This window comes from Escherichia albertii NBRC 107761 = DSM 17582 (genome assembly GCF_000759775.1).
Taxonomy (GTDB): Bacteria; Pseudomonadota; Gammaproteobacteria; order Enterobacterales; family Enterobacteriaceae; genus Escherichia; species Escherichia albertii.
Genome location: NZ_BBMY01000049.1, coordinates 1 through 24,176, shown reverse-complemented (window position 1 = coordinate 24,176; position 24,176 = coordinate 1). Strand labels below are relative to the sequence as shown.

The following is a 24,176-nucleotide window of genomic DNA, read 5'->3' as shown; positions in this document are numbered from 1 at the left end:
GTAACAATGGATAAACAAACCTTGCAGGAGACTGTTAACCTGGTCCTGAATGAGATGCGCAAGCGCCCTATTCCTCTGGGTATTTCCAGTCGTCATATTCATCTTTCAACGGCGGATTATGTGCACCTTTTTCCTGAACAACCGATCAGCGAGAAAAAGTTGTTATTGCAACCAGGTCAATTCGCTGCTGAACAGGTTGTTACGCTGGTGGGACCAAAAGGGAAATTACACAACGTTCGCTTGTTGGGACCGCTACGTAACTCAAGCCAGGTGGAAATTTCCCGGACTGACGCCAGAACGTTAGGGATCACCGCCCCACTACGCATGTCAGGCGATCTCAGCGGTACTCCTGGGATTCGTTTGATAAGCCCATTTGCGGAGCTGGAAATCGCCTCTGGCGTTATTGTCGCGCAACGGCATATCCATATGTCTCCGCTTGATACCCTGATTTATGGCGTTACGCATGGCGATAAAGTGGCGGTTGCCATTGAAGGTAATGAGCGACGACTGATATTCGATAACGTTGCTGTTCGCGTCTCACCGGATATGCGCCTTGAAATGCATATTGATACCGACGAGGCCAACGCCGCAGGCGCTGATAATCCTGACGTTTTTGCCACACTGGTGTCGCTGCCATGAATAACATGCTGATGCAACGTATTGTTGACGAAGTGATTCTTCGCCTGAAGCAACGTGCGAAAAAGACACTCACGCTGACTGTTTCGCAACTGCGAGAAGCCAGCGTTCACGAGATAGTTCATCAGTATGCATCGTTACAAATTCGATACGTCGATCTGCTGTTGTTGCGACAACTGGCGGACAACGAAACGTCAGATCGCGCGGCGCTCCACATTCACGAGGCGTTAGGCTGGGGAATGCACATTCAATTGTCGTTACAGAGTCATTTCCTGAACGCCATCAAATTACAGGCTCTTACCCGTCTACCGCTAACCTGGTGCGATGAACAAGGGCAACCGATCTACCTTCATCATAACCGACTTTTAAGTTATGCCGACATAGCGCAGCGATGCGCGGGAATAGTGGTGCTGCAACGAAAATGTTGTGTGACCGCACTTGCGCGTGAAGCAGCAATTACCCGAAACATTCAGTTAATCAGGCAGGAATAACCTATGCATCTGGCTCGAGTCACCGGCGCGGTGGTATCCACGCAAAAATCACCTTCTCTGGTCGGGAAAAAACTGCTGCTGGTTCGCCGGGTCAGTGCTGATGGCGAACTGCCTCTCACGCCATTAACCGGCGACGAAGTTGCCGTTGATTCAGTCGGCGCTGGCGTCGGTGAGCTGGTACTCCTCAGCAGCGGCTCCAGCGCCAGACATGTTTTTAGCGGCCCCAACGAAGCCATCGACCTGGCCGTGGTCGGCATTGTAGATACGCTTTCGCGCTAAGGAGTTAAAAGATGGCGATTTATACCCGCACTGGTGATTCAGGAAGTACGTCTCTGTTTACCGGACAACGCGTCAGTAAAGCTCATCTACGCGTCGAAACCTACGGCACGCTGGATGAACTGAACGCGGCGCTCAGTCTGTGTTATTGCGCCACCGCCATCGAAAACCATCGCATATTACTGGAAGCCATTCAGCAACAGATATTTTGGTTTAGCGCCGAACTCGCCAGTGAAAGCGAACAGCCATCAGCGCAGCAGCGGTATATCAGTACAGAAGAAATCGCCGCGCTGGAAAAAGCGATCGATAACGCAATGAACGCTGTTCCTCCGGTTCACAGCTTCATTCTGCCAGGACGTTGTGAAGCTGCGAGCCGCATGCATTTCGCCCGTACGGTGGCCCGACGGGCTGAAAGGCGCCTGGTTGAACTAACAGCGGAAGCCAGCGTCCGCCATGTTTTACTGCACTATATCAACCGACTTTCCGATTGCCTGTATGCCCTCGCCCGCGTGGAAGACAACGTTGCTCATCAGAACCTGATGATTCAGGAAATTACAAAACGTTATCACGAGGCCAACCACACTTCAGCATTGAAGGAACGCACGATGTCGCTCACTTTTCAGGATCTTCACCAGCTCATTCGTAGCGCGGCAATGCGTGCGAATGAACTGCATATTCCCGTTGTTATCAGCATTGTCGATGCCAACGGAACAGAGAGTGTTACCTAGCGGATGCCTGATGCACTGCTGGTTAGCAGTGAACTGGCGCCGAAAAAAGCCTGGACCGCCGTGGCAATGAAAACGGCAACACACAAGCTTGCTGATACCGTGCAACCGGGTGCGCCGCTTTACGGGCTCGAAAGTCATATGCAAGGCAAAGTTGTTACTTTTGGTGGCGGCTTCCCCCTCTGGCGCGACGGAATATTGCTTGGCGGGCTTGGCATTAGTGGTGGCAGCGTTGAGCAAGACATGGATATTGCCCAAAGCGCAATGAAGGCAATTAATGTGGGAGCAAATCAATGAATAACGTTGAATTAGAAACACTGATCCGCAATATTCTGCGCGAGCAGCTTGTCCCCACGACATCGCAAACGCCAAAAAATGATATTTTCCAGACTGTCGATGAAGCGGTCTGCGCTGCATACCAGGCCTTTTTACGTTTTCAACAGTGTCCGCTTAAAACCCGCAGCGCCATTATCAGCGCCATTCGCGAAGAATTAACTCCCCGCCTTACAGAACTGGCGGAAGAGAGCGCTAACGAAACGGGAATGGGAAATAAAGAAGATAAGTACTTAAAAAACAAAGCGGCACTCGATAACACGCCAGGCATTGAAGATTTAACCACCACGGCACTGACCGGTGATGGTGGCATAGTTTTATTTGAATATTCCCCGTTTGGGGTTATTGGCTCGGTCACGCCAAGTACCAACCCCACGGAAACCATCATTAACAACAGTATCAGCATGCTGGCAGCAGGCAATAGCGTCTACTTCAGTCCACATCCGGGAGCCAAAAACGTATCGCTGAAATTGATCGCCATAATTGAAGACATCGCGTTTCGCTGTAGTGGCATTCATAACCTGATCGTTACGGTATCTGAACCGACCTTTGCTGCCACCGAACAGATGATGGCGCACCCTAAAATCGGCGCTCTGGCAATTACCGGCGGTCCGGGTATCGTTGCAATGGGAATGAAAAGCGGCAAGAAAGTGATTGGTGCCGGTGCGGGTAACCCGCCGTGTATCGTCGATGAAACGGCGGATATTGTGAAAGCCGCCGAGGACATCATCAACGGCGCCTCATTTGATTACAACCTACCGTGTATCGCTGAAAAAAGCCTGATCGTCGTGGCGCCAGTGGCAGATTATTTAATTCAACAGATGCAAAGTTTTGGCGCCCTTCTTCTTAACCATGAACAAACTGAAAAATTGCGTGCTGTTTGCCTGCCAGACGGTGTCGCCAACAAAAAACTGGTTGGTAAAAGCCCATCAACCTTGCTGGAAGCCGCTGGACTCCCTTTGCCAGTAAAAGCGCCTCGCTTACTGATTGCCGTTGTTGACGCCGATGATAGTTGGGTTACCTGTGAACAACTGATGCCAATGCTGCCTATTGTGAAGGTCAACGATTTTGATAGCGCTCTCACCCTGGCGCTGAAAGTGGAAGACGGCTTGCACCACACGGCAATTATGCACTCGCAGAATGTCTCACGGCTCAACCCTGCCGCGCGCGTTATGCAAACCTCAATCTTTGTCAAAAATGGCCCTTCCTGGGCTGGTATTGGCGTCGGCGGCGAAGGCTTTACGACCTTCACCATTGCGACACCAACCGGAGAAGGGACAACGTCAGCACGGACTTTTGCCCGCTCACGACGCTGTGTATTAACCAGCGGCTTTTCCATTCGCTAGAGAAACGGAAATGAATACTTTTACACTGCAGACGTGTTTATACAGCGGACCAGGAAGTCTCAAAGTACTTAGCCGTTTCACGAATAAACACATCTGGATTATTTGCGACGCTTTTCTGGCACGATCGCCATTGATTGATACGTTGCGCCTGGCGCTGCCTGACAGCAATCGCCTCAATATTTTTAGCGAAATAACGCCCGACCCAACCATCCAGACCGTAGTAAAAGGCATCACTCAGATGCAAACTTTACGCCCGGATGTGGTTATCGGTTTTGGCGGCGGCTCCGCGCTGGACGCCGCAAAAGCGATTGTCTGGTTTAGTCGCCAGTGTGCTATAGAGATTGAAACCTGCGTCGCCATTCCCACCACCAGCGGCACCGGCTCAGAAGTGACCAGCGCTTGTGTCATTAGCGATCCTGAAAAAGGGATTAAATATCCCCTTTTCGATAATACGCTTTACCCGGATATCGCAATTCTCGATCCCTCGCTGGTCATCAGCGTGCCGCCCGCGATAACTGCCAATACCGGAATAGATGTTTTAACCCATGCGCTTGAAGCTTATGTATCTCCTCATGCCAGTGACTTCACGGACGCGCTGGTCGAAAAAGCAGCTCAAATTGTCTTTCAATACTTGCCCACAGCAGTGAAGAAAGGCGATTGCCTCGTCACCCGCAGCAAAATGCATAATGCCTCGACGCTTGCCGGAATGGCCTTTAGCCAGGCTGGTCTGGGGTTAAACCATGCTATTGCCCATCAACTCGGCGGGCAATTTCATCTGCCACATGGCCTTGCGAATGCACTACTACTCACGGCAGTTATCCGCTTTAATGCTGGCGATCCACGCACCGCCAAACGCTACGTCCGGCTGGCAAAAACGTGTCGTTTATGCCCTGACGACGCCAATGACTCCGCAAGCCTGAATGCACTTATTCAACATATTGAACAGCTCAAAAAAGCGTGTTCAATACCAACTCTCGCCAATGCTCTGAAAGAAAAAAAGCAGAATGGTCATCGCACATTCCAGAGATGGTTCAGGCGGCGCTGGCGGATGCTACATTGCGTACCAACCCACGTGCGGCTGATGCCAATGCAATTACAGAACTGCTTGAGGAGTTGCTATGAACGTCGAGTTAACGTCCTGCAACGGTCAGACAATCCGCGAGCGAGTTCAGACAGCAGGGGTCGTGGGTGCTGGCGGCGCAGGATTTCCAACACATATCAAGCTGCAGGCGTGTGTTGATACTTTTCTGGTGAATGCGGCGGAATGCGAACCCATGTTGAAAGTGGACCAGCAGTTAATGGCACAGCAAGCCAGCCGCCTGCTCCGCGGTGTTCACTATGCAATGAAAGCCACCGGGGCCAGTAACGGAATTATCGCGCTGAAAGAGAAGTATCAACCCGCAATAAGCACACTCACTCCATTGCTTCCGCCAAATATCCGCCTGCATATTTTGCCCGACGTTTATCCCGCAGGAGACGAAGTGCTGACCATCTGGATGGCAACAGGTCGCCGCGTCCCACCTGGCGCATTACCCGTTAGCGTCGGCGTAGTTGTCAATAACGTCCAGACCGTGCTGAATATTGCCAGGGCAGTTGAGCAAGAGTATCCCGTGACGCGCCGCACACTCACCGTTAATGGTGCGGTTGCTAAACCAATAACGGTTAGCGTCCCCATTGGGATGTCTTTACGCGAAGTACTGGCGCTGACGGGCGGTGTAACAGTGGATAAACCCGGTTTTATCAATGGTGGGCCGATGATGGGAAGTTTGCTCACATCGCTCGACGCGCCAGTCAGCAAAATCACCAGTGGCTTGCTGGTATTACCCTACACGCATTCACTGATCCAACGTCGAATGCAGGATGATCGCAGTGTACTTACCGTCGCGAAAACCGTTTGTGAACAATGCCGCTTGTGTACCGATCTCTGCCCACGTCATTTAATCGGTCACGAACTATCACCACATTTGTTAGTTCGTGCGGTTAACTACCCACAACTCGCTACTCCGCAACTGTTACTGACGGCGCTCACCTGTTCGGAGTGCAACGTCTGCGCCAGCGTCGCCTGCCCGGTAGGTATTTCACCGATGCGCATAAACCGCCTGTTTAAGCAGGAATTACGCGCCAAAAATCTCCGCTATGAAGGTGCCTTAAACCCTGCGGATGTCATGACAAATTATCGCCTGATTCCAGTAAAACGGCTGGTGACCAGGCTGGGCTTAACCCCGTGGTATCAGGATGCGCCATTGTCTGAACACGAGCCTCAGCCCGAAAGAGTGACATTATTGCTACGCCAGCACATCGGCACCAGCGCAATTGCGTGTGTACAAAAAGGCGATCGTGTTGTTCGTGGGCAATGCGTTGGTCGCATTCCACACGGCACATTAGGTGCCCCCATTCATGCAAGTATTGATGGCACGATCAGTGATGTGACAGAAAACGCTATTACAGTTGTGAGAGGTTAACCATGTCGAAAGCGGTAGGTATTTTAGAACTTAGCAGTATCGCGAAAGGGATGGAAACCGGCGATGCCATGCTGAAAAGCGCCAGTGTTGAATTACTGGTCAGCAAAACGCTATGCCCCGGTAAATTTCTGTTGATGCTTGGTGGCGATGTGGGTGCTGTGCAACAGGCCATCAATAGCGGCATTTCCCTTGCAGCTGAAATGCGGGTCGACAGTCTGGTCCTGCCGAATATTCATCCCAGTATCCTGCCCGCAATCAGCGGCCTGAACCATGTTGAACAGCGCCGGGCTGTGGGAGTTGTCGAAACCTGGAGCGTAGCAGCCTGTATTGACGCGGCCGATCGTGCTGTTAAAGCGGCAAATGTGGTCCTCATTCGCGTGCATATGGCCTTCGGCATTGGTGGTAAATGCTACATGGTGGTTGCAGGCGATATTTCAGATGTTAATAACGCAGTCTCTGTCGCCAGCGAGTGCGCGGGAGAAAAAGGTTTGTTGGTCTATCACTCGGTGATTGCCCGTCCGCATGAAGCCATGTGGCGTCAGATGGTGGAGGGATAATGACAACTCAGCACACCACTGAACGGATGATTCAGGAATATGTCCCCGGTAAACAGGTCACACTGGCACATGTCATTGCTAATCCGGGAAAGGATCTGTTTAAGAAATTGGGTTTACCAGACACCGTTTCCGCTATTGGCATTCTGACAATCACACCGAGCGAGGCATCTATCATCGCATGCGATATCGCCACAAAGTCGGGCGCTGTAGAGATCGGCTTTCTTGATCGTTTTACGGGTGCGGTAGTACTGACGGGCGATGTTTCTGCTATCGAATATGCACTTAGCCAGGTTACCCGCACGCTGGGTGAAATGATGCACTTTACCGCCTGCCCCATTACACGGACCTGATATTATGCAACGCATGATGCTCATCGGCCCCAGCCAGTGCGGAAAAACATCACTCACACAATGCCTGTGCGGAGAGAATATTCATTATCAGAAAACGCAGGCTATCGTCTGGTCCCCGGCGACTATTGATACACCTGGGGAATACTTAGAAAACCGTAGCCTTTACAACGCGTTGCAGGTCAGCGCCTGCGAAGCAGATATTATCGCACTGGAGCTTAATGCGGACGCGCCGTGGTCACCTTTTTCGCCAGGTTTTACGACACCAATGAATCGCCCGGTTATTGGAGTAGTAACCAAAGCAGATTTAGCCAGCGTGGAACAAATATCGTTGGTGAAATACTGGCTATGGGAAGCGGGAGCACGCGATGTGTTAGTGACCAGTGCAGTAAGTAACATCGGAGTTGCAGAGCTTCTTGCCTTGTTGCATAGCGAATAAGGCTGTCGTTAATTTCGACATTTCAGTATGTTAGCAGACGGGAATAATGATTTGTAACGCAGAGAGAAGAGTTAATGATCAGTGAGGATTGTCTGGCAACCCCCACTGAATAAAACAGGAATTACTTCGCTTCGCCGTTTTTCATTTCGCCCAGCGCTTTCAGCTTTTTGGAGATATCACGGCGTTCTTTGGAGAGTTCAGCATTTTTGATGATGTAATCGTCAACGCGATCTTCATAGTCGCCTTTCATGCTGGCAATAATGCCCTGGATTGCTTCGACGCTCATACCAGGTTTGATGTAATCGCTCAGGTTTTCCAGCAGCAGAACACGCTTCTGGTTGTCACGGATCTTTTTCTCAACGTCCTGGATTTCACGTTGCAGTTTGTTCTTACGGCGGAACAGACGAACAAATTCCAGTACATCCTGGAATGAAGGCTTGGTAGTTTCCATTTGTATACCCCTGATAATGTGAGAGTCGGATTCGTTTAAGCAACCGCTATTCGTTAGGGCCAACATTACTCATAGCTGCCGCAGATGACAATGCTTTTATCCCTTTTCACTATCATACCCTTTATCCTTGCTGAATCGAAGCAGCAGAAAAATGGTTCTGAAGGCCGGGATTTATCTGCGCAAGGCCCGACAAATCAGATTTGACAGCAACTCTAACTGGTGTGCTGTTTCCATGTTCAGCCAGACATAGCCATATATGGGCGTCTCAGCAATCTTCAGCTCATGGTGGTTATCGAGCAACTGGCGCAGCTCTTCCACAGCATCGTTCAATTTTTCCGTATTGGCAAAAACCGGTTGCGGATTGCCTTCATACAGCGCATGAACAAGCGACAACAATATTTGCTGCATCATTTGCTGCGTATCACGCAGTTTTTGCGCGTTCAGTAACACGAAATGGCTGGGGCGTGTGGCCCAGTAAGCATTGATTTGCAACTCCAGCATACAAATCAGATTGCGGTTAATGGTCTGGATAGCTTCATAAATCGATTTTGGAATACGGGTTTCTTTGCTGGCAGGTGCAATCAGTCCACGCATTTTCACGGCGTCTGTCAAAAGCTTCTGCAGATGCGTTTCCAGATGTGGCCGTTCAAGTAAGTTCGGTGAAAATGCTGACTGATAGATTCGATTATATTCAGTCAGGCTTTTCGCCAGTTGAATGCGCCAGTGGATGAAAGCTCGTTGCGGCCAGATGCCAGTAAACAACATAGCCAACAGGGAACCAAGAATAACATCACCACTTCGCCATAATGCGGTGTCTATTTCGCCGGTTGGCGAACCAACAACAATCGCCAGCGTCACGCCAATCAATAGCCCCTGATAAGGTTTTTTACCCAGAGCCAGCCAACCGCAAAGGAACATGGCTGCCGCGCACCAGACCAACATCAGAGGTAACGAGATTAACTCCAGTTGCAGAGCGATAAGCCCTAAAATCGAGCCGAATACCGTACCGCCAATACGTTCAAATGCACGAGGAACGACGTTCCCCCAAAACGAGATTGGCCCCATGATCACCACCATAGTCACCAGCGGCCAGGTACTTTCCGGGATGGTAAACAGGCGAATGATGAGAAAGGTAAGCAGAAACGCCAGCGCGACTCGCGTACCATGCACAATACGGTAATGGCGGTACACTCGAATTTCAAACGGGCTTAGGGATTTATCAGCACGCACGCAGGAACTCCGTCAATGAAGAATAAAAGCAGTCATAACGCATCTGGTGGTCGGAGGTCGCTAGCGTAACTCATCCGGCCGACAAACCGGGAATAGTGCGATTCCCGGCTGAATTGTCAGACAATTAAAAATACATCTTACTCTTTTCCCCAATGAAAACAGAGTGGTTATCGCGTTAACAGGCAGCCCCAAAGCCATACGCTAGTGATGTTTTGGCTGCACTGCTACATACATTTCGATATCCCAATACTCCTCCTCTGCGCCATTATTCAGATAAACTTCAAAACACGGTTTCGGTGCTATTTCGTAAGCGCCGTCCTGCAAGAGACTATTAAAAAACTGATACCAGGGTTTGGCAAAATCATCACCGGTTACGCGAGCTACCGCCACAGCATACTGACCCGCTGAAATTTCCGTCACAATGACGCCTTCACTGTTTTCGGGAAGCGTGAAGTTATCCGCTACCGACACGACTGTATCACAGCGTAACTTTTCGGCAGGCGTCTCATCTGGATTATCGTAATAAACGGCGAGCCACTCTCTGGCTATAATATTTTTGTTTTGCACCCACATCATCAACTGCTCAAAACCTTGCTTTACCGTTTGTTCCCACGGGCCAACGAGATGAAAACCTGCAACGGTACGTTTATCTTCCTGCTTAATCTCGTAGTTCATGATGCCTCCATTGATACTGGTTTTTTATACAGCATAATGTGCGATATAAAAACCACAAGGAATGAGTGTTGATTATGCGAGCAGACTCGCACTCCTGCCAGTCTGCTGCAAAAGAAAGGTCAGGCTTTATGATGGAAATAGTCACTCAAACGGGAAAACATACCGCCTTCACCAACCGATTCCAGCGTGACCAGCGGCCAGTGCGCCACCTGTTTATCGCGGTCATAAAGTTCGATTTCCCCTACTCGCTGGTGAGCGGCGATTGGCGCAGTCAGTTCTTTACCATCAAGAGTATATTTGGCTTTAATGTTGGGGATCTCAGTTTTAGGCAGCACCATCCAGAAGCCCTGTTCCGTCCCTAGGGCAATGTTTTCTTTATCGCCATACCAGATACGTTCCGTGCCAACCTTTTTCCCACGGTGCAAAATTTGCACCGTAGTAAAGTTTTGCTGCCCCCAGCGCAAAAGTTTTCTTGCCTCTTCTTCACGACCTTTTGCGCTGTCCGCGCCCATGACTACTGCAATAAGTCGGCGCTGACCATCCACAGCCGAAGCAATTAAATTAAACCCGGCGCCGGAAGTATGGCCCGTTTTCAGGCCGTCAACATTCATGGTTTTGTCCCACAATAAACCGTTACGGTTTTGTTGGGTAATGCCGTTCCAGGTGAGGCTTTTTTCGCTATACATATGATAAAAATCAGGTTCGCCATGAATGATAGCGCGAGAAAGCACAGCCAAATCATATGCTGAGCTATGCTGCCCCGGCGCATCCAGACCATGCACCGTTTCAAAATGGGTATCCTGTAAATGCAGTTTCTCCGCATAATTGTTCATCATGTCGACGAACTGGCGCTGACCGCCGGCAATATAATCTGCCAACGCAACGCAGGCGTCATTCCCGGAATCAACAATTAGCCCACGGCTTAAATCGCGTACAGATACACGATCGCCTTCTTTCAGAAACATCAGGGAGGAACCAACAAACACCGGGTTATCTTTCGCCCATGCATCACGTCCCACTGTCACAATATCGTCAGGCGTAATACGATGGCTATCGATAGCACGATCGACAACATAGCCTGTCATCAGCTTGGTCAGACTGGCGGGATTACGTTGTTGATGTTCATTCCCCGCCGTAAGAATTTGCCCTGTTGTATAATCCATCAACACCCATGACCCTGCATGAATCGCTGGAGGTTGGGGAGAAAAAGGGATATTTTCCGCTGCCTGGCTGGAAGATAAGTTAAAAACGAACAAAGAAGCGGCAATAAAAAGACGGCGTTTCAACAGCATGTCCTCAGGAATTTCAATTAGCGGTTCTTTTTACGGAAATCCTGATGAAGGTTCTGGAATAAATTGCAAGTAAATGTGACGGTTATCTCATTTTCATCCTACCATTATCTGTTCTAACGCCCCCCAAATTGTCGCTCTGAAGCTGAATAGCATTGTGATATTTGATACTCTGGCGTACAGCAGAAATAACGGATTTAACCTAATGATGAATAACGGCAAACATCAACCTACTTTTTTGTTCCACGATTACGAAACTTTTGGCACGCATCCGGCGCTGGATCGCCCTGCGCAGTTTGCCGCTATTCGCACCGATAGTGAATTTAACGTAATAGGCGAACCGGAAATTTTTTACTGCAAACCGGCAGATGACTACTTACCCCAGCCAGGCGCGGTATTGATTACAGGAATTACACCACAAGAAGCGCGGGCGAAAGGTGAAAATGAAGCCGCCTTTGCTACGCGGATCCACTCACTTTTTACCGTGCCGAATACCTGTATCCTGGGTTACAACAATGTGCGTTTCGACGACGAAGTCACACGTAACATCTTTTACCGTAATTTCTATGATCCTTATGCCTGGAGCTGGCAGCATGATAACTCTCGCTGGGATCTGCTGGATGTCATGCGCGCCTGTTATGCTCTGCGCCCGGAGGGAATAAACTGGCCAGAAAATGAAGAGGGTTTGCCGAGTTTCCGCCTTGAACATTTAACCAAAGCCAACGGCATTGAACATAGTAATGCCCACGATGCGATGGCTGACGTGTACGCCACTATTGCCATAGCGAAGCTGGTAAAAACACGTCAGCCACGTCTGTTTGATTATCTCTACACCCATCGTAATAAGCACAAACTGATGGCGCTGATTGATGTTCCGCAGATGAAACCTCTGGTGCACGTTTCTGGTATGTTTGGCGCATGGCGCGGTAATACCAGTTGGGTGGCGCCGCTGGCGTGGCACCCGGAAAATCGTAATGCGGTGATTATGGTTGATCTGGCAGGTGATATTTCGCCGTTACTGGAGCTGGACAGCGACACCCTGCGCGAACGCCTGTATACCGCCAAAGCCGATCTGGGCGATAACGCCGCCGTTCCGGTGAAACTGGTGCATATCAATAAATGTCCGGTACTGGCGCAAGCGAATACACTACGCCCGGAAGATGCCGATCGACTGGGAATTAATCGCCAGCATTGCCTCGATAACCTGAAAATTTTGCGTGAAAATCCGCAAGTGCGCGAAAAAGTAGTGGCGATATTCGCTGAAGCAGAACCGTTTACGCCTTCAGAGAATGTTGATGCCCAGCTTTATAATGGCTTTTTCAGCGATGCCGATCGCGCGGCGATGAAAATTGTGCTGGAAACTGAGCCACGTAATTTACCGGCGCTGGATATCACCTTTGTCGACAAACGAATTGAAAAGCTGCTGTTTAACTATCGGGCGCGCAACTTCCCGGGGACGCTGGATTACGCCGAACAGCAACGCTGGCTGGAACATCGTCGCCAGGTATTCACTCCCGAGTTTTTGCAAAGTTATGCTGATGAACTGCAGATGCTGGCGCAGCAATACGCCGACGATAAAGAAAAAGTGGCGCTGTTAAAGGCGCTTTGGCAGTACGCGGAAGAGATTGTCTGATACGAAAAAGCCGGAGCAGTCCAATACGCTCCGGCTTTTAATGATTCACCGAATGATTATCTCATCCGGCTTTATAAGATTATGCTACGTCTTCGTACTGTGGAACCGGGTTGCGGAAGCTTTTAGTCACACAAGCCAAGTAAATCAGACCGATAGCCGCCCAGATCAGACCCAGAACCATCGAGCTTTCTTCCAGGTTAACCCACAGCGCACCAACGGTCAGCGCACCACACATCGGCAGGAACAGATACTGGAAGTGATCTTTCAGCGTCTTGTTACGCTTCTCACGGATCCAGAACTGCGAGATAACCGACAGGTTAACGAAGGTGAACGCCACCAGCGCACCAAAGTTAATCAGCGCCGTTGCCATTACCAGGTCAAAGTTGATTGCCAGCAGGGCAATCGCACCAACCAGGATGATGTTCATCGCCGGAGTACGCCATTTCGGGTGTACATAACCGAAGAAACTTTTCGGGAATACGCCGTCACGACCCATTACGTACATCAGACGCGCTACGCCTGCGTGCGCCGCCATACCGGACGCCAGTACGGTGATGGTGGAGAAAACCAGCGCGCCAACCTGGAACGCTTTACCCGCAACGTACAGCATGATTTCAGGCTGTGATGCTTCTGGATCTTTAAAGCGAGAGATATCCGGGAAGTACAGCTGCAGGAAGTAAGTCGCAAAGATGAAGATCATACCGCCGATCAGCGCGGTCAGGAAAATCGCACGCGGGATCACGCGCTCTGCGTCTTTAGTCTCTTCCGACAGGTTGCTGATGCCGTCAAAGCCGGTAAAGGAGAAACACAGGATTGTCGCACCGGTAATCATCGGGATGACATGTGCATCGCCAGACCAGAACGGACGAGTGCTCGCCAGCGTACCTGCGCCTTCACCTTCAAATACGCCATAAACCACCATGCCCAGAATTACCGCGATCAGCACAACCTGCAGCACCACGATTACGGTGTTGAAGTTCGCTACGGATTTCAGGCTACGCAGGTTAAAGGCGGTCATAAAGGCCACCAGCGCCACCACAAACATCCACGATGGGATGGAAGGCACCAGAGCTTCAAAATAGATTTTCGCCAGCAGAATGTTGATCATCGGCGCGAACAGATAGTCGAGCAGAGAAGACCAACCCACCATAAAGCCAACCGTCGGACTAATGGATTTCTGGGCGTAAGTGTATGCAGAGCCAGCAGAAGGATAGCGGCGAACCAGCTTCCCGTAGCTCAGCGCCGTAAACAGGATTGCAATCAATGCGAATGCATAGGCTGTCGGCACATGACCATCCGTGAGGCCCGAAACGATACCAAATGTATCAAACAGCGTCATCGGCTGCATATAGGCAAGACCCATCATTACAACCGGAACTAACGTAAGCGTTTTACGCAATTCCACGCGAGAGGTGTTTGGAGTAACGTTATGCGACATGGTCATTCTCCTTTACGGTGATAACCGTCGCGTAAGCAAAAAATTGCCCCATTTTTTTTGATTCCTCAGCGACAACAACTGTCGATTTTTAGTAAATATCTATCCGGTACGAAGCCCGGCCTCTTGGATGAATGATTGGTTTGAAGCAAAAAATAACCGACGCTGATGAAACGTCGGTTTTTAGTCATTTTTTGACAGCGGCGCATTGTGCCTAAATGGGGGGTAAATGACAAGAGAATGAGAGGCTTGTCATAAAAATATTTCCTTAACTGGCTGATTTTCCGTCATCATATTTTGCATAAACACCGGCGATCGCACTATTTGCTAAAATCTCATCTCGCCACCAGGCGCTGGCGAGTCCTGCGGTCTGTTCATTCCAGCCAATCCACACCGATTCGAAGAGGATTTGTGCGACCACTTTTTTCTCGATAAGCGCGCCACTGTCCAGAAAACGTTGCGCCAGATAGCGAGGCAAATAGCCGCAACCAAGGCCGCTGATTTGCAGCTCCAGCTTGGTTTTAAAGTCGAATACGGTAATGGCTTCTTGTTCGTCAAGCAATTGTGGAACCGCAGTCGCGCCAGTGTAGGTTGTATCGCCCACCACAATCGCCCGGTAGCGTTTAATCACGCGTCGGTTAAGCGGTTCTTCTTCCTGCGCCAGCGGATGATGGGGGGCGACAGCGAAGACTTGTTCCAGTTCCCCCAGACGAGAAAAACCAAACTCGCTGGAAGATGGCGGCTCGCGCATCGCGCCAACAATGATGTCCGCTCTCCCCTGAGTCAGGGCCTCCCAGGATCCACCAAGCACGCCATTGATAAATTTCAATCGCGTCACACTGTGATGTTGATAAAAAGCTTCAATGAGTGGCGCAAGCAGTGAAAAAGGAAAGGTATCATCGACACCTATTACCAGCTCATTCTCCCAACCCTCATGAAGTTTGATTGCCTGCTTTTCCAGCTCGTGTACAGAATGGAGAATCTCTCGCCCTTTCTCTAACAACATTCTACCGGTACGGGTAAATTGGGCGCGATGACCGCTACGATCAAGCAATTGAATATTAAGGTCGCTTTCCAGCTTGTGAACGGTATAACTGAGGGCAGATGGCGTCTTATACAGTTTGGCTGACGCCGCGGCAAAACTGCCCTCTTTTTCTAAGGCATCAAGGATCATCAACACATCCAGCAGTGGTTTCATACACGCCCCCTTGCGGCGTATGCGGCATCCTGCTGGCGTGATGCTTTACTCCAGCGGCATTACCAGTGGATCGGGATACTGGTATTCAAATCCCAATTCATTACAGATCCGGCTGCCATCAATAATTTTACCTTTGCCGCTGTCCAGACTGTTTCTGAACTGCGGAGGTTCCAGCCCCAATAGACGGGCCATTTGCGGGTAGAAAACATTGCGCGCAGGATGAGCTGGCGCACATATATTATAGATGTGTCCGCCTTTAGGTGCCTGTAGTAACAAGGTGATTGCGCCAATAACATCTTCCAGATGAACCAAATTAACGCCATGTTCGCCATCTGGCGCTGTTTTGCCCGCAAAGAAGCGACCGGGATGACGCTCCGGCCCGACCAGACCCGCAAGACGTAAAATATCGACCGAAGTGCCAGGTAAGTTGTGCAGCCAGTCTTCGAGTTCTTTTAATACTCGTCCACTATTGGTTACCGGATTACGCGGGGTGGTTTCTTTTACCGTGCCTTGTACGTCGCCATAAACAGACGTTGAGCTGGTAAAAATAATACGGGGAATATGGTGAGCCAGTGCGCTATCCACTAACTCTTGTACCGCTTGTAAATAGAACTCATCGCCGGGACCGCTACGACGTGCCGGAAGCGTGATGACCAGCGCATCAGCATCCATCAGGGCATCCAGATCGTCAGAATCGCAAACTAACTCAGGTTCCATACGAAGCAAATAGCTATCAATCCCGCTCATTCTAGCCGCTTCGACGCCATCTTGTGTGGTTTTACTCCCGGTGACCTGCCAGCCCCGCGCTGAAAGTGACATCGCCAGCGGCATGCCTAACCACCCTAACCCGACAATTGCGACCTTTTTCATCCGTTTTCTCCTGATACACCTTAGATCTATAAGGCTACGCTAGCGCATCAAAACTGACAATTCATTCTATGAATGAATCGAAACTGTTAGCAGATATACAATTGCCTGATGCGCTTCGCTTATCAGGTCGACAAAAACATCAATATATTGAATTTAGGCAACATCTGTAGGCTGGATAAGGCGTTCACGCCGCACCCGGCATGAACAAAGCGCGTTTTAGTTGCAAAACACAATGTTCTTAAGGGTTTTAAAGACGTATTTTCACGATGACTTTTTTAACGTACTCACTCTTAGCGCTCTCCATTCCCCGCTCATTCATTAAACAAATCCATCGCCATAAAATATATAAAAAAGCCCTTGCTTTCTCACGTGAAATTGGTTTAGGTTAAATGACATCAGTTGAATAAACATTCACAGAGAATTTTATGACACGCGTTCAATTTAAACACCACCATCATCACCATCATCCTGACTAGTCTTTCAGGCGATGTGTGCTGGAAGACATTCAGATCTTCCAGTGGTGCATGAACGCATGAGAAAGCCCCCGGAAGATCACCTTCCGGGGGCTTTTTTATTGCGCGGTTGATAACGGTTCAGACAGGTTTAAAGAGGAAGAAGAAAATGACAGACAACACTCGTTTACGCATAGCTATGCAGAAATCCGGTCGTTTAAGTGATGATTCACGCGAATTACTGGCGCGCTGTGGTATTAAAATTAATCTTCACACTCAGCGCCTGATCGCAATGGCTGAAAACATGCCGATTGATATTCTGCGCGTGCGTGACGACGACATTCCCGGTCTGGTAATGGACGGCGTGGTTGACCTTGGGATTATCGGCGAAAACGTGCTGGAAGAAGAGTTGCTTAACCGCCGTGCCCAGGGTGAAGATCCGCGCTACTTTACCCTGCGTCGTCTGGATTTCGGCGGTTGTCGCCTGTCGCTGGCAACACCGGTTGATGAAGCCTGGGACGGCCCGTTGTCCTTAAACGGCAAACGTATCGCCACCTCTTATCCTCACCTGCTCAAGCGTTATCTCGACCAGAAAGGCATCTCTTTTAAATCCTGCTTACTGAACGGTTCTGTTGAAGTGGCCCCGCGCGCCGGGCTGGCGGATGCGATTTGCGATCTGGTTTCCACCGGCGCCACGCTGGAAGCTAACGGTCTGCGCGAAGTCGAAGTTATTTATCGCTCGAAAGCCTGTCTGATCCAACGCGACGGCGAAATGGAAGAATCCAAACAGCAACTGATCGACAAACTACTGACCCGAATTCAGGGCGTGATCCAGGCGCGCGAATCAAAATACATCATGATGCACGCACCGACCGAACGTCTGGATGACGTCATCGCCCTGCTGCCAGGTGCCGAACGCCCAACCATTCTGCCACTGGCGGGTGACCAACAACGCGTAGCGATGCATATGGTCAGCAGCGAAACCCTGTTCTGGGAAACGATGGAAAAACTGAAAGCGCTGGGTGCCAGTTCAATCCTGGTGCTGCCGATTGAGAAGATGATGGAGTGATCGCCATGAGCTTTAACACAATCATTGACTGGAATAGCTGTACTGCGGAGCAACAACGCCAGCTGTTAATGCGCCCGGCGATTTCTGCTTCCGAAAGCATTACCCGCACCGTTAACGATATTCTCGATAACGTAAAAATGCGCGGTGATGATGCCCTGCGGGAATACAGCACGAAGTTTGATAAAACCACCGTTACTACGCTAAAAGTGTCTGCGGAGGAAATTGCTGCAGCCAGCGAACGTCTGAGCGACGACCTGAAACAGGCAATGGCGGTTGCGGTAAAAAATATTGAAGCCTTCCACACTGCGCAAAAACTATCGCCGGTAGATGTCGAAACCCAGCCAGGCGTACGTTGCCAGCAGGTCACTCGCCCGGTGGCTTCGGTGGGTTTGTATATTCCTGGCGGCTCCGCCCCGCTCTTCTCAACGGTATTAATGCTGGCGACTCCGGCGCGTATTGCCGGCTGTAATAAAGTGGTGCTGTGCTCACCACCGCCAATTGCTGATGAGATCCTCTACGCAGCGCAACTGTGTGGCGTGCAGGACGTGTTTAACGTCGGTGGCGCACAGGCCATTGCCGCGCTGACGTTTGGTACAGAATCCGTGCCGAAAGTGGACAAAATCTTCGGACCAGGTAACGCCTTTGTCACCGAGGCAAAACGTCAGGTAAGTCAGCGTCTCGACGGTGCGGCGATCGATATGCCCGCAGGCCCGTCGGAAGTGTTGGTGATTGCCGACAACGGCGCAACGCCGGATTTCGTCGCGTCTGATTTGCTCTCCCAGGCTGAACACGGCCCGGATTCGCAGGTAATTTTACTGACGCCCGATGCTGAGATGGCGCGTCGCGTTGCCGAAGCTGTCGAACGCCAGCTGGCAGAACTACCGCGTGCTGAAACCGCCCGCCAGGCACTGAGCGCCAGTCGCCTGATTGTGACTAAAGATTTAGCGCAGTGCGTAGAGATCTCCAACCTCTACGGCCCGGAGCACCTGATCATTCAGACCCGCAACGCCCGCGAACTGGTCGATGGCATCTCCAGCGCCGGTTCGGTATTTCTTGGTGACTGGTCACCGGAATCGGCGGGCGACTATGCCTCCGGCACCAACCACGTGCTGCCGACTTACGGTTACACCGCCACCTGTTCCAGCCTCGGGCTGGCAGATTTTCAGAAGCGCATGACCGTACAAGAACTGTCAAAAGAAGGTTTTTCCGCGCTGGCGTCGACTATTGAAACACTGGCCGCTGCCGAGCGCCTGACCGCCCACAAAAATGCCGTTACTTTGCGTGTTAACGCCCTTAAGGAGCAAGCATGAGCACCGTGACTATTACCGATTTAGCGCGTGAAAATGTCCGCAACCTGACGCCGTATCAGTCGGCGCGTCGTCTGGGCGGTAACGGCGACGTCTGGCTGAATGCCAACGAATACCCCACAGCCGTGGAGTTTCAGCTTACTCAGCAAACGCTCAACCGCTACCCGGAATGCCAGCCGAAAGCGGTGATTGAAAATTACGCGCAGTATGCAGGCGTAAAACCGGAGCAGGTGCTGGTCAGCCGTGGCGCGGACGAAGGTATTGAACTGCTGATTCGCGCTTTTTGCGAACCGGGTAAAGACGCCATTCTCTATTGCCCGCCAACGTACGGCATGTACAGCGTCAGCGCAGAAACCATTGGTGTCGAATGCCGCACGGTGCCGACGCTGGAAAATTGGCAACTGGACTTGCAGGGCATTTCCGACAAGCTGGACGGCGTGAAAGTGGTCTATGTTTGCAGCCCCAACAACCCGACCGGACAACTGATCAACCCGCAGGACTTTCGCACCCTGCTGGAGTTAACGCGCGGTAAAGCGATTGTGGTCGCCGATGAAGCCTATATTGAGTTTTGCCCGCAGGCCTCGCTGGCTGGCTGGCTGGCGGAATATCCGCATCTGGCTATTTTGCGTACCCTTTCGAAAGCTTTTGCTCTGGCAGGGCTTCGTTGCGGGTTTACGCTGGCAAACGAAGAAGTCATCAACCTGCTGATGAAAGTGATCGCCCCCTACCCGCTCTCGACGCCGGTTGCCGACATTGCGGCCCAGGCGTTAAGCCCACAAGGAATTGTCGCCATGCGCGAACGAGTAGCGACAATCATTGCAGAACGTGAATATCTGATTGGTGCACTGAAAGAGATCGCCTGCGTGGAGCAGGTTTTCGACTCGGAAGCCAACTACATTCTGGCGCGCTTTAAAGCCTCCAGCGCAGTGTTTAAATCTTTGTGGGATCAGGGCATTATCTTACGTGATCAGAATAAACAACCCTCTTTAAGCGGCTGCCTGCGAATTACCGTCGGAACCCGTGAAGAAAGCCAGCGCGTCATTGACGCCTTACGTGCGGAGCAAGTTTGATGAGTCAGAAGTATCTTTTTATCGATCGCGATGGAACCCTGATTAGCGAACCGCCGAGTGATTTTCAGGTGGACCGTTTTGACAAACTCGCCTTTGAACCAGGCGTGATCCCGGAACTGCTAAAGCTGCAAAAAGCGGGCTACAAGCTGGTGATGATCACCAATCAGGATGGTCTGGGAACACAAAGTTTCCCGCAGGCGGATTTCGATGGTCCGCACAATCTGATGATGCAGATCTTCACCTCGCAAGGCGTACAGTTTGATGAAGTGCTGATTTGCCCACACCTGCCCGCCGATGAATGCGACTGCCGTAAGCCGAAAGTAAAGCTGGTAGAGCGTTATCTCGCTGAACAAGCGATGGACCGTGCCAACAGTTATGTGATTGGCGATCGCGCGACCGACATTCAACTGGCTGAAAACATGGGTATTACTGGTTTACGCTACGACCGAGAAACCCTGAACTGGCCGATGATTGGCGAGCAACTCACCAGACGTGATCGTTACGCCCACGTAGTGCGCAACACCAAAGAGACGCAGATTGACGTTCAGGTGTGGCTGGATCGCGAAGGCGACAGCAAAATTAACACTGGCGTTGGCTTCTTTGATCATATGCTGGATCAGATCGCGACCCACGGCGGTTTCCGTATGGTAATCAACGTTAAAGGCGATCTCTATATCGACGATCACCACACCGTCGAAGATACCGGACTGGCGCTGGGCGAAGCGTTAAAAATTGCTCTTGGCGACAAACGCGGTATTTGCCGCTTTGGTTTTGTGCTGCCGATGGACGAATGCCTTGCCCGTTGCGCACTGGATATCTCTGGTCGCCCGCACCTGGAATATAAAGCGGAATTTACCTACCAGCGCGTGGGCGATCTCAGCACCGAAATGATCGAGCATTTCTTCCGTTCGCTCTCTTACACCATGGGCGTGACGCTGCACCTGAAAACCAAAGGTAAAAACGATCACCACCGTGTAGAGAGCCTGTTCAAAGCCTTTGGTCGGACCCTGCGCCAGGCCATCCGCGTGGAAGGCGACACCCTGCCCTCGTCGAAAGGAGTGCTGTAATGAACGTGGTGATCCTTGATACCGGTTGCGCCAATCTGAATTCGGTGAAGTCTGCCATTATGCGTCACGGTTATGAACCCAAAGTCAGCCGTGACCCGGACGTGGTGTTGCTGGCCGATAAACTGTTTTTACCCGGCGTCGGCACCGCACAAGCGGCAATGGACCAGGTGCGTGAGCGTGAGCTGTTTGATCTCATCAAAGCCTGTACCCAACCGGTGCTGGGCATCTGCCTGGGGATGCAACTGCTTGGACGGCGTAGCGAAGAGAGCAACGGCGTCGATTTACTGGGCATCATCGACGAAGATGTGCCGAAAATGACCGACTTTGGTCTACCGCTGCCGCATATGGGCTGGAACCGCGTTTACCCGCAGGCAGGCAACCGCCTTTTTCAGGGGATTGAAGACGGTGCGTACTTTTACTTTGTTCACAGCTACGCCATGCCGGTCAACCCGTGGACTATCGCCCAGTGCAACTACGGTGAACCATTCAGCGCGGCGGTACAAAAAGATAACTTCTACGGCGTGCAGTTCCACCCGGAGCGTTCTGGTGCCGCTGGCGCTAAGTTGCTGAAAAATTTCCTGGAGATGTGATGATTATTCCGGCATTAGATTTAATCGACGGCACCGTGGTGCGTCTCCATCAGGGCGATTACGGCAAACAGCGCGATTACGGTAACGACCCGCTGCCACGCTTACAGGATTACGCCGCGCAGGGTGCCGAAGTGCTGCATCTGGTGGATCTGACCGGGGCAAAAGATCCGGCAAAACGTCAAATCCCGCTAATTAAAACGCTGGTGGCGGGCGTTAACGTTCCGGTGCAAGTTGGCGGCGGTGTGCGTAGCGAAGAAGACGTAGCGGCGTTACTGGAAGCAGGCGTTGCACGCGTGGTGGTTGGCTCCACCGCGGTGAAATCCCCAGAAATGGTGAAAGGTTGGTTTGAACGCTTCGGTGCCGATGCCTTAGTGCTGGCGCTGGATGTCCGCATTGACGAGCAAGGCAATAAACAGGTGGCAGTGAGCGGCTGGCAAGAGAACTCGGGCGTTTCGCTGGAACAACTGGTGGAAACCTATCTGCCCGTCGGCCTGAAACATGTGCTGTGTACCGATATCTCGCGCGACGGCACGCTGGCAGGTTCTAACGTTTCTTTATATGAAGAGGTGTGCGCCAGATATCCGCAAGTGGCATTTCAGTCCTCCGGCGGTATTGGCGACATTGATGATGTCGCTGCCCTGCGTAGTACTGGCGTGCGCGGCGTAATAGTTGGTCGCGCATTACTGGAAGGTAAATTCACCGTGAAGGAGGCCATCGCATGCTGGCAAAACGCATAATTCCGTGTCTCGACGTTCGTGATGGTCAGGTGGTGAAAGGCGTACAGTTTCGCAACCATGAAATCATTGGCGATATCGTGCCGCTGGCAAAACGCTACGCCGAAGAAGGTGCAGACGAACTGGTGTTCTACGATATCACCGCTTCCAGCGATGGACGTGTGGTAGATAAAAGCTGGGTATCTCGCGTGGCGGAGGTTATCGACATTCCGTTCTGCGTGGCGGGTGGGATTAAGTCGCTGGATGACGCCGCCAAAATTCTTTCCTTTGGCGCGGATAAAATCTCCATCAACTCCCCTGCGCTGGCAGACCCGACGTTAATTACCCGTCTGGCGGATCGCTTTGGCGTGCAGTGTATTGTGGTCGGTATTGATACCTGGTACGACGCTGAAACCGGTAAATATCATGTGAATCAATACACTGGTGATGAAAGCCGCACCCGCGTCACGCAATGGGAAACACTCGACTGGGTACAGGAAGTGCAAAAACGCGGTGCCGGAGAAATCGTCCTCAACATGATGAATCAGGACGGCGTACGTAACGGTTACGACCTCGAACAACTGAAAAAAGTGCGTGAAGTTTGCCACATCCCGCTGATCGCCTCCGGTGGCGCGGGCACCATGGAACACTTCCTCGAAGCCTTCCGCGATGCCGACGTTGACGGCGCGCTGGCGGCTTCCGTATTCCACAAACAAATAATCAATATTGGTGAATTAAAAGCGTACCTGGCAACACAGGGCGTGGAGATCAGGATATGTTAACAGAACAACAACGTCGCGAACTGGACTGGGAAAAAACCGACGGACTGATGCCGGTGATTGTGCAACATGCGGTATCCGGCGAAGTGTTAATGCTGGGCTACATGAACCCGGAAGCCTTAGATAAAACCATCGAAAGCGGCAAAGTCACCTTCTTCTCGCGTACTAAACAGCGCCTGTGGACCAAAGGCGAAATCTCGGGCAATTTCCTCAACGTGGTGAGCATTGCGCCGGACTGCGACAACGACACATTGCTGGTACTGGCAAACCCTATCGGCCCAACCTGCCACAAAGGCACCAGTAGTTGTTTTGGCGATGCCGCTCACCAGTGGCTGTTCCTGTATCAACTGGAGCAGTTGCTCGCCGAACGTAAATCTGCCGACCCGGAAACCTCCTACACCGCCAAATTGTATGCCAGCGGTACCAAGCGCATCGCACAGAAAGTGGGCGAAGAAGGCGTGGAAACTGCGCTGGCCGCGACGGTACATGACCGCTTTGAGCTGACCAACGAGGCGTCTGACCTGATGTATCACCTGTTGGTGTTGTTGCAGGATCAGGATCTGGACTTAACGACGGTGATTGAGAACCTGCGTAAACGGCATCAGTGAGTTGCGGACTGACCGGATGCGATGTTGTTGCCGCCCCCGGAGCCATTGCCCGATGCGCAAGCTTATCGTGCCTACACATTATCTCAACACACGTAGGCCGGATAAGATGCGCCAGCATCGCATCCGGC

General features: G+C 51.3%; 26 protein-coding genes, 2 pseudogenes and 1 other annotated feature. Of the genes and pseudogenes, 20 read left to right on the top strand and 8 right to left on the bottom strand.

Features of this window, described 5'->3' with window-relative positions:
* Positions 1-6 precede the first annotated feature (6 nt).
* The 10 genes and pseudogenes from EA14781_RS10830 to EA14781_RS10790 all read left to right on the top strand — a co-directional run bounded on the left by EA14781_RS10830 (position 7) and on the right by EA14781_RS10790 (position 7,612).
* On the top strand, positions 7-639 hold the full coding sequence (locus EA14781_RS10830; RefSeq protein WP_000361034.1) for a phosphate propanoyltransferase: 633 nt from the start codon (positions 7-9) through the stop codon (positions 637-639).
* Positions 636-1,127 (top strand): microcompartment protein PduM, encoded by a 492-nt coding sequence (gene pduM / locus EA14781_RS10825; RefSeq protein WP_001061898.1) that lies wholly within the window; start codon positions 636-638, stop codon positions 1,125-1,127. The genes EA14781_RS10830 and pduM overlap by 4 nt, the downstream gene beginning before the upstream one ends.
* 3 nt (positions 1,128-1,130) lie before the next feature.
* A complete protein-coding gene (locus EA14781_RS10820; RefSeq protein ID WP_000549830.1) occupies positions 1,131-1,406 on the top strand; it encodes a EutN/CcmL family microcompartment protein in 276 nt (91 codons plus the stop codon).
* A gap of 11 nt (positions 1,407-1,417) precedes the next feature.
* Positions 1,418-2,425: pseudogene (gene pduO / locus EA14781_RS10815) on the top strand (two-domain cob(I)yrinic acid a,c-diamide adenosyltransferase PduO).
* Positions 2,422-3,807 carry a CoA-acylating propionaldehyde dehydrogenase PduP gene (gene pduP / locus EA14781_RS10810; RefSeq protein ID WP_001066712.1) on the top strand — a complete coding sequence of 462 codons (1,386 nt, stop codon included), beginning with the start codon at positions 2,422-2,424 and terminating at the stop codon, positions 3,805-3,807. The pseudogene pduO and the gene pduP overlap by 4 nt, the downstream one beginning before the upstream one ends.
* A 10-nt stretch (positions 3,808-3,817) precedes the next feature.
* Positions 3,818-4,929 (top strand): annotated as a pseudogene (locus EA14781_RS22345) (1-propanol dehydrogenase PduQ).
* A complete protein-coding gene (locus tag EA14781_RS10805) occupies positions 4,926-6,269 on the top strand; it encodes a 4Fe-4S dicluster domain-containing protein (RefSeq protein WP_024164767.1) in 1,344 nt (447 codons plus the stop codon). Before EA14781_RS22345 ends, EA14781_RS10805 begins: the two are co-directional and overlap by 4 nt.
* 2 nt (positions 6,270-6,271) lie before the next feature.
* On the top strand, positions 6,272-6,826 hold the full coding sequence (gene pduT, locus EA14781_RS10800; protein ID WP_000030734.1) for a propanediol utilization microcompartment protein PduT: 555 nt from the start codon (positions 6,272-6,274) through the stop codon (positions 6,824-6,826).
* On the top strand, positions 6,826-7,176 hold the full coding sequence (pduU, locus tag EA14781_RS10795) for a propanediol utilization microcompartment protein PduU (RefSeq protein WP_000211396.1): 351 nt from the start codon (positions 6,826-6,828) through the stop codon (positions 7,174-7,176). The genes pduT and pduU overlap by 1 nt, the downstream gene beginning before the upstream one ends.
* Before the next feature lie 4 nt (positions 7,177-7,180).
* Positions 7,181-7,612: a EutP/PduV family microcompartment system protein gene (locus EA14781_RS10790; RefSeq protein WP_001189422.1), complete on the top strand. Its 432-nt coding sequence runs from the start codon at positions 7,181-7,183 to the stop codon at positions 7,610-7,612.
* A 121-nt stretch (positions 7,613-7,733) separates the two neighbouring features.
* Here the strand turns inward: EA14781_RS10790 and EA14781_RS10785 are convergent, their stop codons facing one another.
* The 4 genes from EA14781_RS10785 to dacD all read right to left on the bottom strand — a co-directional run bounded on the left by EA14781_RS10785 (position 7,734) and on the right by dacD (position 11,254).
* Positions 7,734-8,063 carry a DUF496 family protein gene (locus EA14781_RS10785; RefSeq protein WP_002461872.1) on the bottom strand — a complete coding sequence of 110 codons (330 nt, stop codon included), beginning with the start codon at positions 8,061-8,063 and terminating at the stop codon, positions 7,734-7,736.
* Between the two features lie 171 nt (positions 8,064-8,234).
* Positions 8,235-9,293, bottom strand: coding sequence for an FUSC family protein (locus EA14781_RS10780; protein ID WP_001200873.1), 1,059 nt, complete (start codon positions 9,291-9,293; stop codon positions 8,235-8,237).
* A gap of 201 nt (positions 9,294-9,494) precedes the next feature.
* Entirely contained in the window at positions 9,495-9,968 is a 474-nt protein-coding gene (gene sbmC / locus EA14781_RS10775) for a DNA gyrase inhibitor SbmC (protein WP_001105403.1), read from the bottom strand.
* A gap of 119 nt (positions 9,969-10,087) precedes the next feature.
* On the bottom strand, positions 10,088-11,254 hold the full coding sequence (gene dacD / locus EA14781_RS10770) for a serine-type D-Ala-D-Ala carboxypeptidase DacD (protein WP_024164766.1): 1,167 nt from the start codon (positions 11,252-11,254) through the stop codon (positions 10,088-10,090).
* A gap of 208 nt (positions 11,255-11,462) precedes the next feature.
* On the opposite strand from dacD, the gene sbcB reads away from it, so the two are divergent.
* Complete coding sequence (gene sbcB, locus EA14781_RS10765) at positions 11,463-12,890, top strand: exodeoxyribonuclease I (RefSeq protein ID WP_000981673.1); 1,428 nt, start codon at positions 11,463-11,465, stop codon at positions 12,888-12,890.
* Positions 12,891-12,969: 79 nt separating this feature from the next.
* On the opposite strand, the gene plaP is transcribed toward sbcB, so the two are convergent.
* The 4 genes from plaP to EA14781_RS10750 form a co-directional block, all read right to left on the bottom strand.
* Positions 12,970-14,328, bottom strand: coding sequence for a putrescine/proton symporter PlaP (gene plaP, locus EA14781_RS10760; protein WP_000019200.1), 1,359 nt, complete (start codon positions 14,326-14,328; stop codon positions 12,970-12,972).
* Positions 14,318-14,380, bottom strand: a complete 63-nt coding sequence (gene yoeI / locus EA14781_RS24845) for a membrane protein YoeI (RefSeq protein WP_010723108.1) — start codon at positions 14,378-14,380, stop codon at positions 14,318-14,320. Before yoeI ends, plaP begins: the two co-directional genes overlap by 11 nt.
* Positions 14,381-14,593: 213 nt before the next feature.
* A complete protein-coding gene (locus EA14781_RS10755; RefSeq protein WP_000803378.1) occupies positions 14,594-15,523 on the bottom strand; it encodes a LysR substrate-binding domain-containing protein in 930 nt (309 codons plus the stop codon).
* Positions 15,524-15,568: 45 nt separating this feature from the next.
* A complete protein-coding gene (locus EA14781_RS10750) occupies positions 15,569-16,393 on the bottom strand; it encodes an SDR family oxidoreductase (protein WP_000754727.1) in 825 nt (274 codons plus the stop codon).
* A 425-nt stretch (positions 16,394-16,818) separates the two neighbouring features.
* Between EA14781_RS10750 and hisL the strand changes: the two genes are divergently transcribed.
* The 9 genes from hisL (at position 16,819) to hisIE (ending at position 24,048) form a co-directional block, all read left to right on the top strand.
* Positions 16,819-16,869, top strand: coding sequence for a his operon leader peptide (hisL, locus tag EA14781_RS23170; protein ID WP_001364200.1), 51 nt, complete (start codon positions 16,819-16,821; stop codon positions 16,867-16,869).
* Positions 16,845-16,968, top strand: a sequence feature (His leader region). (Overlaps the previous gene by 25 nt.)
* Positions 16,969-17,014: 46 nt before the next feature.
* On the top strand, positions 17,015-17,914 hold the full coding sequence (hisG, locus tag EA14781_RS10745; RefSeq protein ID WP_000131780.1) for an ATP phosphoribosyltransferase: 900 nt from the start codon (positions 17,015-17,017) through the stop codon (positions 17,912-17,914).
* A gap of 5 nt (positions 17,915-17,919) precedes the next feature.
* Complete coding sequence (hisD, locus tag EA14781_RS10740; protein ID WP_002461860.1) at positions 17,920-19,224, top strand: histidinol dehydrogenase; 1,305 nt, start codon at positions 17,920-17,922, stop codon at positions 19,222-19,224.
* On the top strand, positions 19,221-20,291 hold the full coding sequence (gene hisC / locus EA14781_RS10735) for a histidinol-phosphate transaminase (protein WP_000108971.1): 1,071 nt from the start codon (positions 19,221-19,223) through the stop codon (positions 20,289-20,291). Before hisD ends, hisC begins: the two co-directional genes overlap by 4 nt.
* Complete coding sequence (gene hisB / locus EA14781_RS10730; protein ID WP_000080104.1) at positions 20,291-21,358, top strand: bifunctional histidinol-phosphatase/imidazoleglycerol-phosphate dehydratase HisB; 1,068 nt, start codon at positions 20,291-20,293, stop codon at positions 21,356-21,358. Before hisC ends, hisB begins: the two co-directional genes overlap by 1 nt.
* The gene (hisH, locus tag EA14781_RS10725) at positions 21,358-21,948 is read left to right on the top strand and encodes an imidazole glycerol phosphate synthase subunit HisH (RefSeq protein ID WP_001103582.1); all 591 of its coding nucleotides are present in this window, start codon (positions 21,358-21,360) and stop codon (positions 21,946-21,948) included. The genes hisB and hisH overlap by 1 nt, the downstream gene beginning before the upstream one ends.
* Positions 21,948-22,685: a 1-(5-phosphoribosyl)-5-[(5-phosphoribosylamino)methylideneamino]imidazole-4-carboxamide isomerase gene (gene hisA, locus EA14781_RS10720; protein ID WP_000586447.1), complete on the top strand. Its 738-nt coding sequence runs from the start codon at positions 21,948-21,950 to the stop codon at positions 22,683-22,685. The genes hisH and hisA overlap by 1 nt, the downstream gene beginning before the upstream one ends.
* The gene (gene hisF / locus EA14781_RS10715; protein WP_000880155.1) at positions 22,667-23,443 is read left to right on the top strand and encodes an imidazole glycerol phosphate synthase subunit HisF; all 777 of its coding nucleotides are present in this window, start codon (positions 22,667-22,669) and stop codon (positions 23,441-23,443) included. Before hisA ends, hisF begins: the two co-directional genes overlap by 19 nt.
* Positions 23,437-24,048: a bifunctional phosphoribosyl-AMP cyclohydrolase/phosphoribosyl-ATP diphosphatase HisIE gene (gene hisIE / locus EA14781_RS10710; RefSeq protein ID WP_000954864.1), complete on the top strand. Its 612-nt coding sequence runs from the start codon at positions 23,437-23,439 to the stop codon at positions 24,046-24,048. Before hisF ends, hisIE begins: the two co-directional genes overlap by 7 nt.
* The last annotated feature ends 128 nt before the right edge of the window (positions 24,049-24,176 follow it).

Bases quoted from the DNA above. Each gene is read 5' to 3' on its own strand.
- sbcB (WP_000981673.1), top strand. From the start codon at position 11,463: ATGATGAATAACGGCAAACATCAACCTACTTTTTTGTTCCACGATTAC.
- EA14781_RS10805 (WP_024164767.1), top strand. From the start codon at position 4,926: ATGAACGTCGAGTTAACGTCCTGCAACGGTCAGACAATCCGCGAGCGA.
- EA14781_RS10820 (WP_000549830.1), top strand. From the start codon at position 1,131: ATGCATCTGGCTCGAGTCACCGGCGCGGTGGTATCCACGCAAAAATCA.
- hisF (WP_000880155.1), top strand. From the start codon at position 22,667: ATGCTGGCAAAACGCATAATTCCGTGTCTCGACGTTCGTGATGGTCAG.
- sbmC (WP_001105403.1), bottom strand. From the start codon at position 9,968: ATGAACTACGAGATTAAGCAGGAAGATAAACGTACCGTTGCAGGTTTT.
- hisD (WP_002461860.1), top strand. From the start codon at position 17,920: ATGAGCTTTAACACAATCATTGACTGGAATAGCTGTACTGCGGAGCAA.
- EA14781_RS10790 (WP_001189422.1), top strand. From the start codon at position 7,181: ATGCAACGCATGATGCTCATCGGCCCCAGCCAGTGCGGAAAAACATCA.
- hisC (WP_000108971.1), top strand. From the start codon at position 19,221: ATGAGCACCGTGACTATTACCGATTTAGCGCGTGAAAATGTCCGCAAC.
- hisG (WP_000131780.1), top strand. From the start codon at position 17,015: ATGACAGACAACACTCGTTTACGCATAGCTATGCAGAAATCCGGTCGT.
- EA14781_RS10785 (WP_002461872.1), bottom strand. From the start codon at position 8,063: ATGGAAACTACCAAGCCTTCATTCCAGGATGTACTGGAATTTGTTCGT.
- hisH (WP_001103582.1), top strand. From the start codon at position 21,358: ATGAACGTGGTGATCCTTGATACCGGTTGCGCCAATCTGAATTCGGTG.
- pduT (WP_000030734.1), top strand. From the start codon at position 6,272: ATGTCGAAAGCGGTAGGTATTTTAGAACTTAGCAGTATCGCGAAAGGG.
- EA14781_RS10755 (WP_000803378.1), bottom strand. From the start codon at position 15,523: ATGAAACCACTGCTGGATGTGTTGATGATCCTTGATGCCTTAGAAAAA.
- pduM (WP_001061898.1), top strand. From the start codon at position 636: ATGAATAACATGCTGATGCAACGTATTGTTGACGAAGTGATTCTTCGC.
- hisB (WP_000080104.1), top strand. From the start codon at position 20,291: ATGAGTCAGAAGTATCTTTTTATCGATCGCGATGGAACCCTGATTAGC.
- EA14781_RS10750 (WP_000754727.1), bottom strand. From the start codon at position 16,393: ATGAAAAAGGTCGCAATTGTCGGGTTAGGGTGGTTAGGCATGCCGCTG.
- plaP (WP_000019200.1), bottom strand. From the start codon at position 14,328: ATGTCGCATAACGTTACTCCAAACACCTCTCGCGTGGAATTGCGTAAA.
- pduU (WP_000211396.1), top strand. From the start codon at position 6,826: ATGACAACTCAGCACACCACTGAACGGATGATTCAGGAATATGTCCCC.
- hisA (WP_000586447.1), top strand. From the start codon at position 21,948: ATGATTATTCCGGCATTAGATTTAATCGACGGCACCGTGGTGCGTCTC.
- hisIE (WP_000954864.1), top strand. From the start codon at position 23,437: ATGTTAACAGAACAACAACGTCGCGAACTGGACTGGGAAAAAACCGAC.
- pduP (WP_001066712.1), top strand. From the start codon at position 2,422: ATGAATAACGTTGAATTAGAAACACTGATCCGCAATATTCTGCGCGAG.
- EA14781_RS10830 (WP_000361034.1), top strand. From the start codon at position 7: ATGGATAAACAAACCTTGCAGGAGACTGTTAACCTGGTCCTGAATGAG.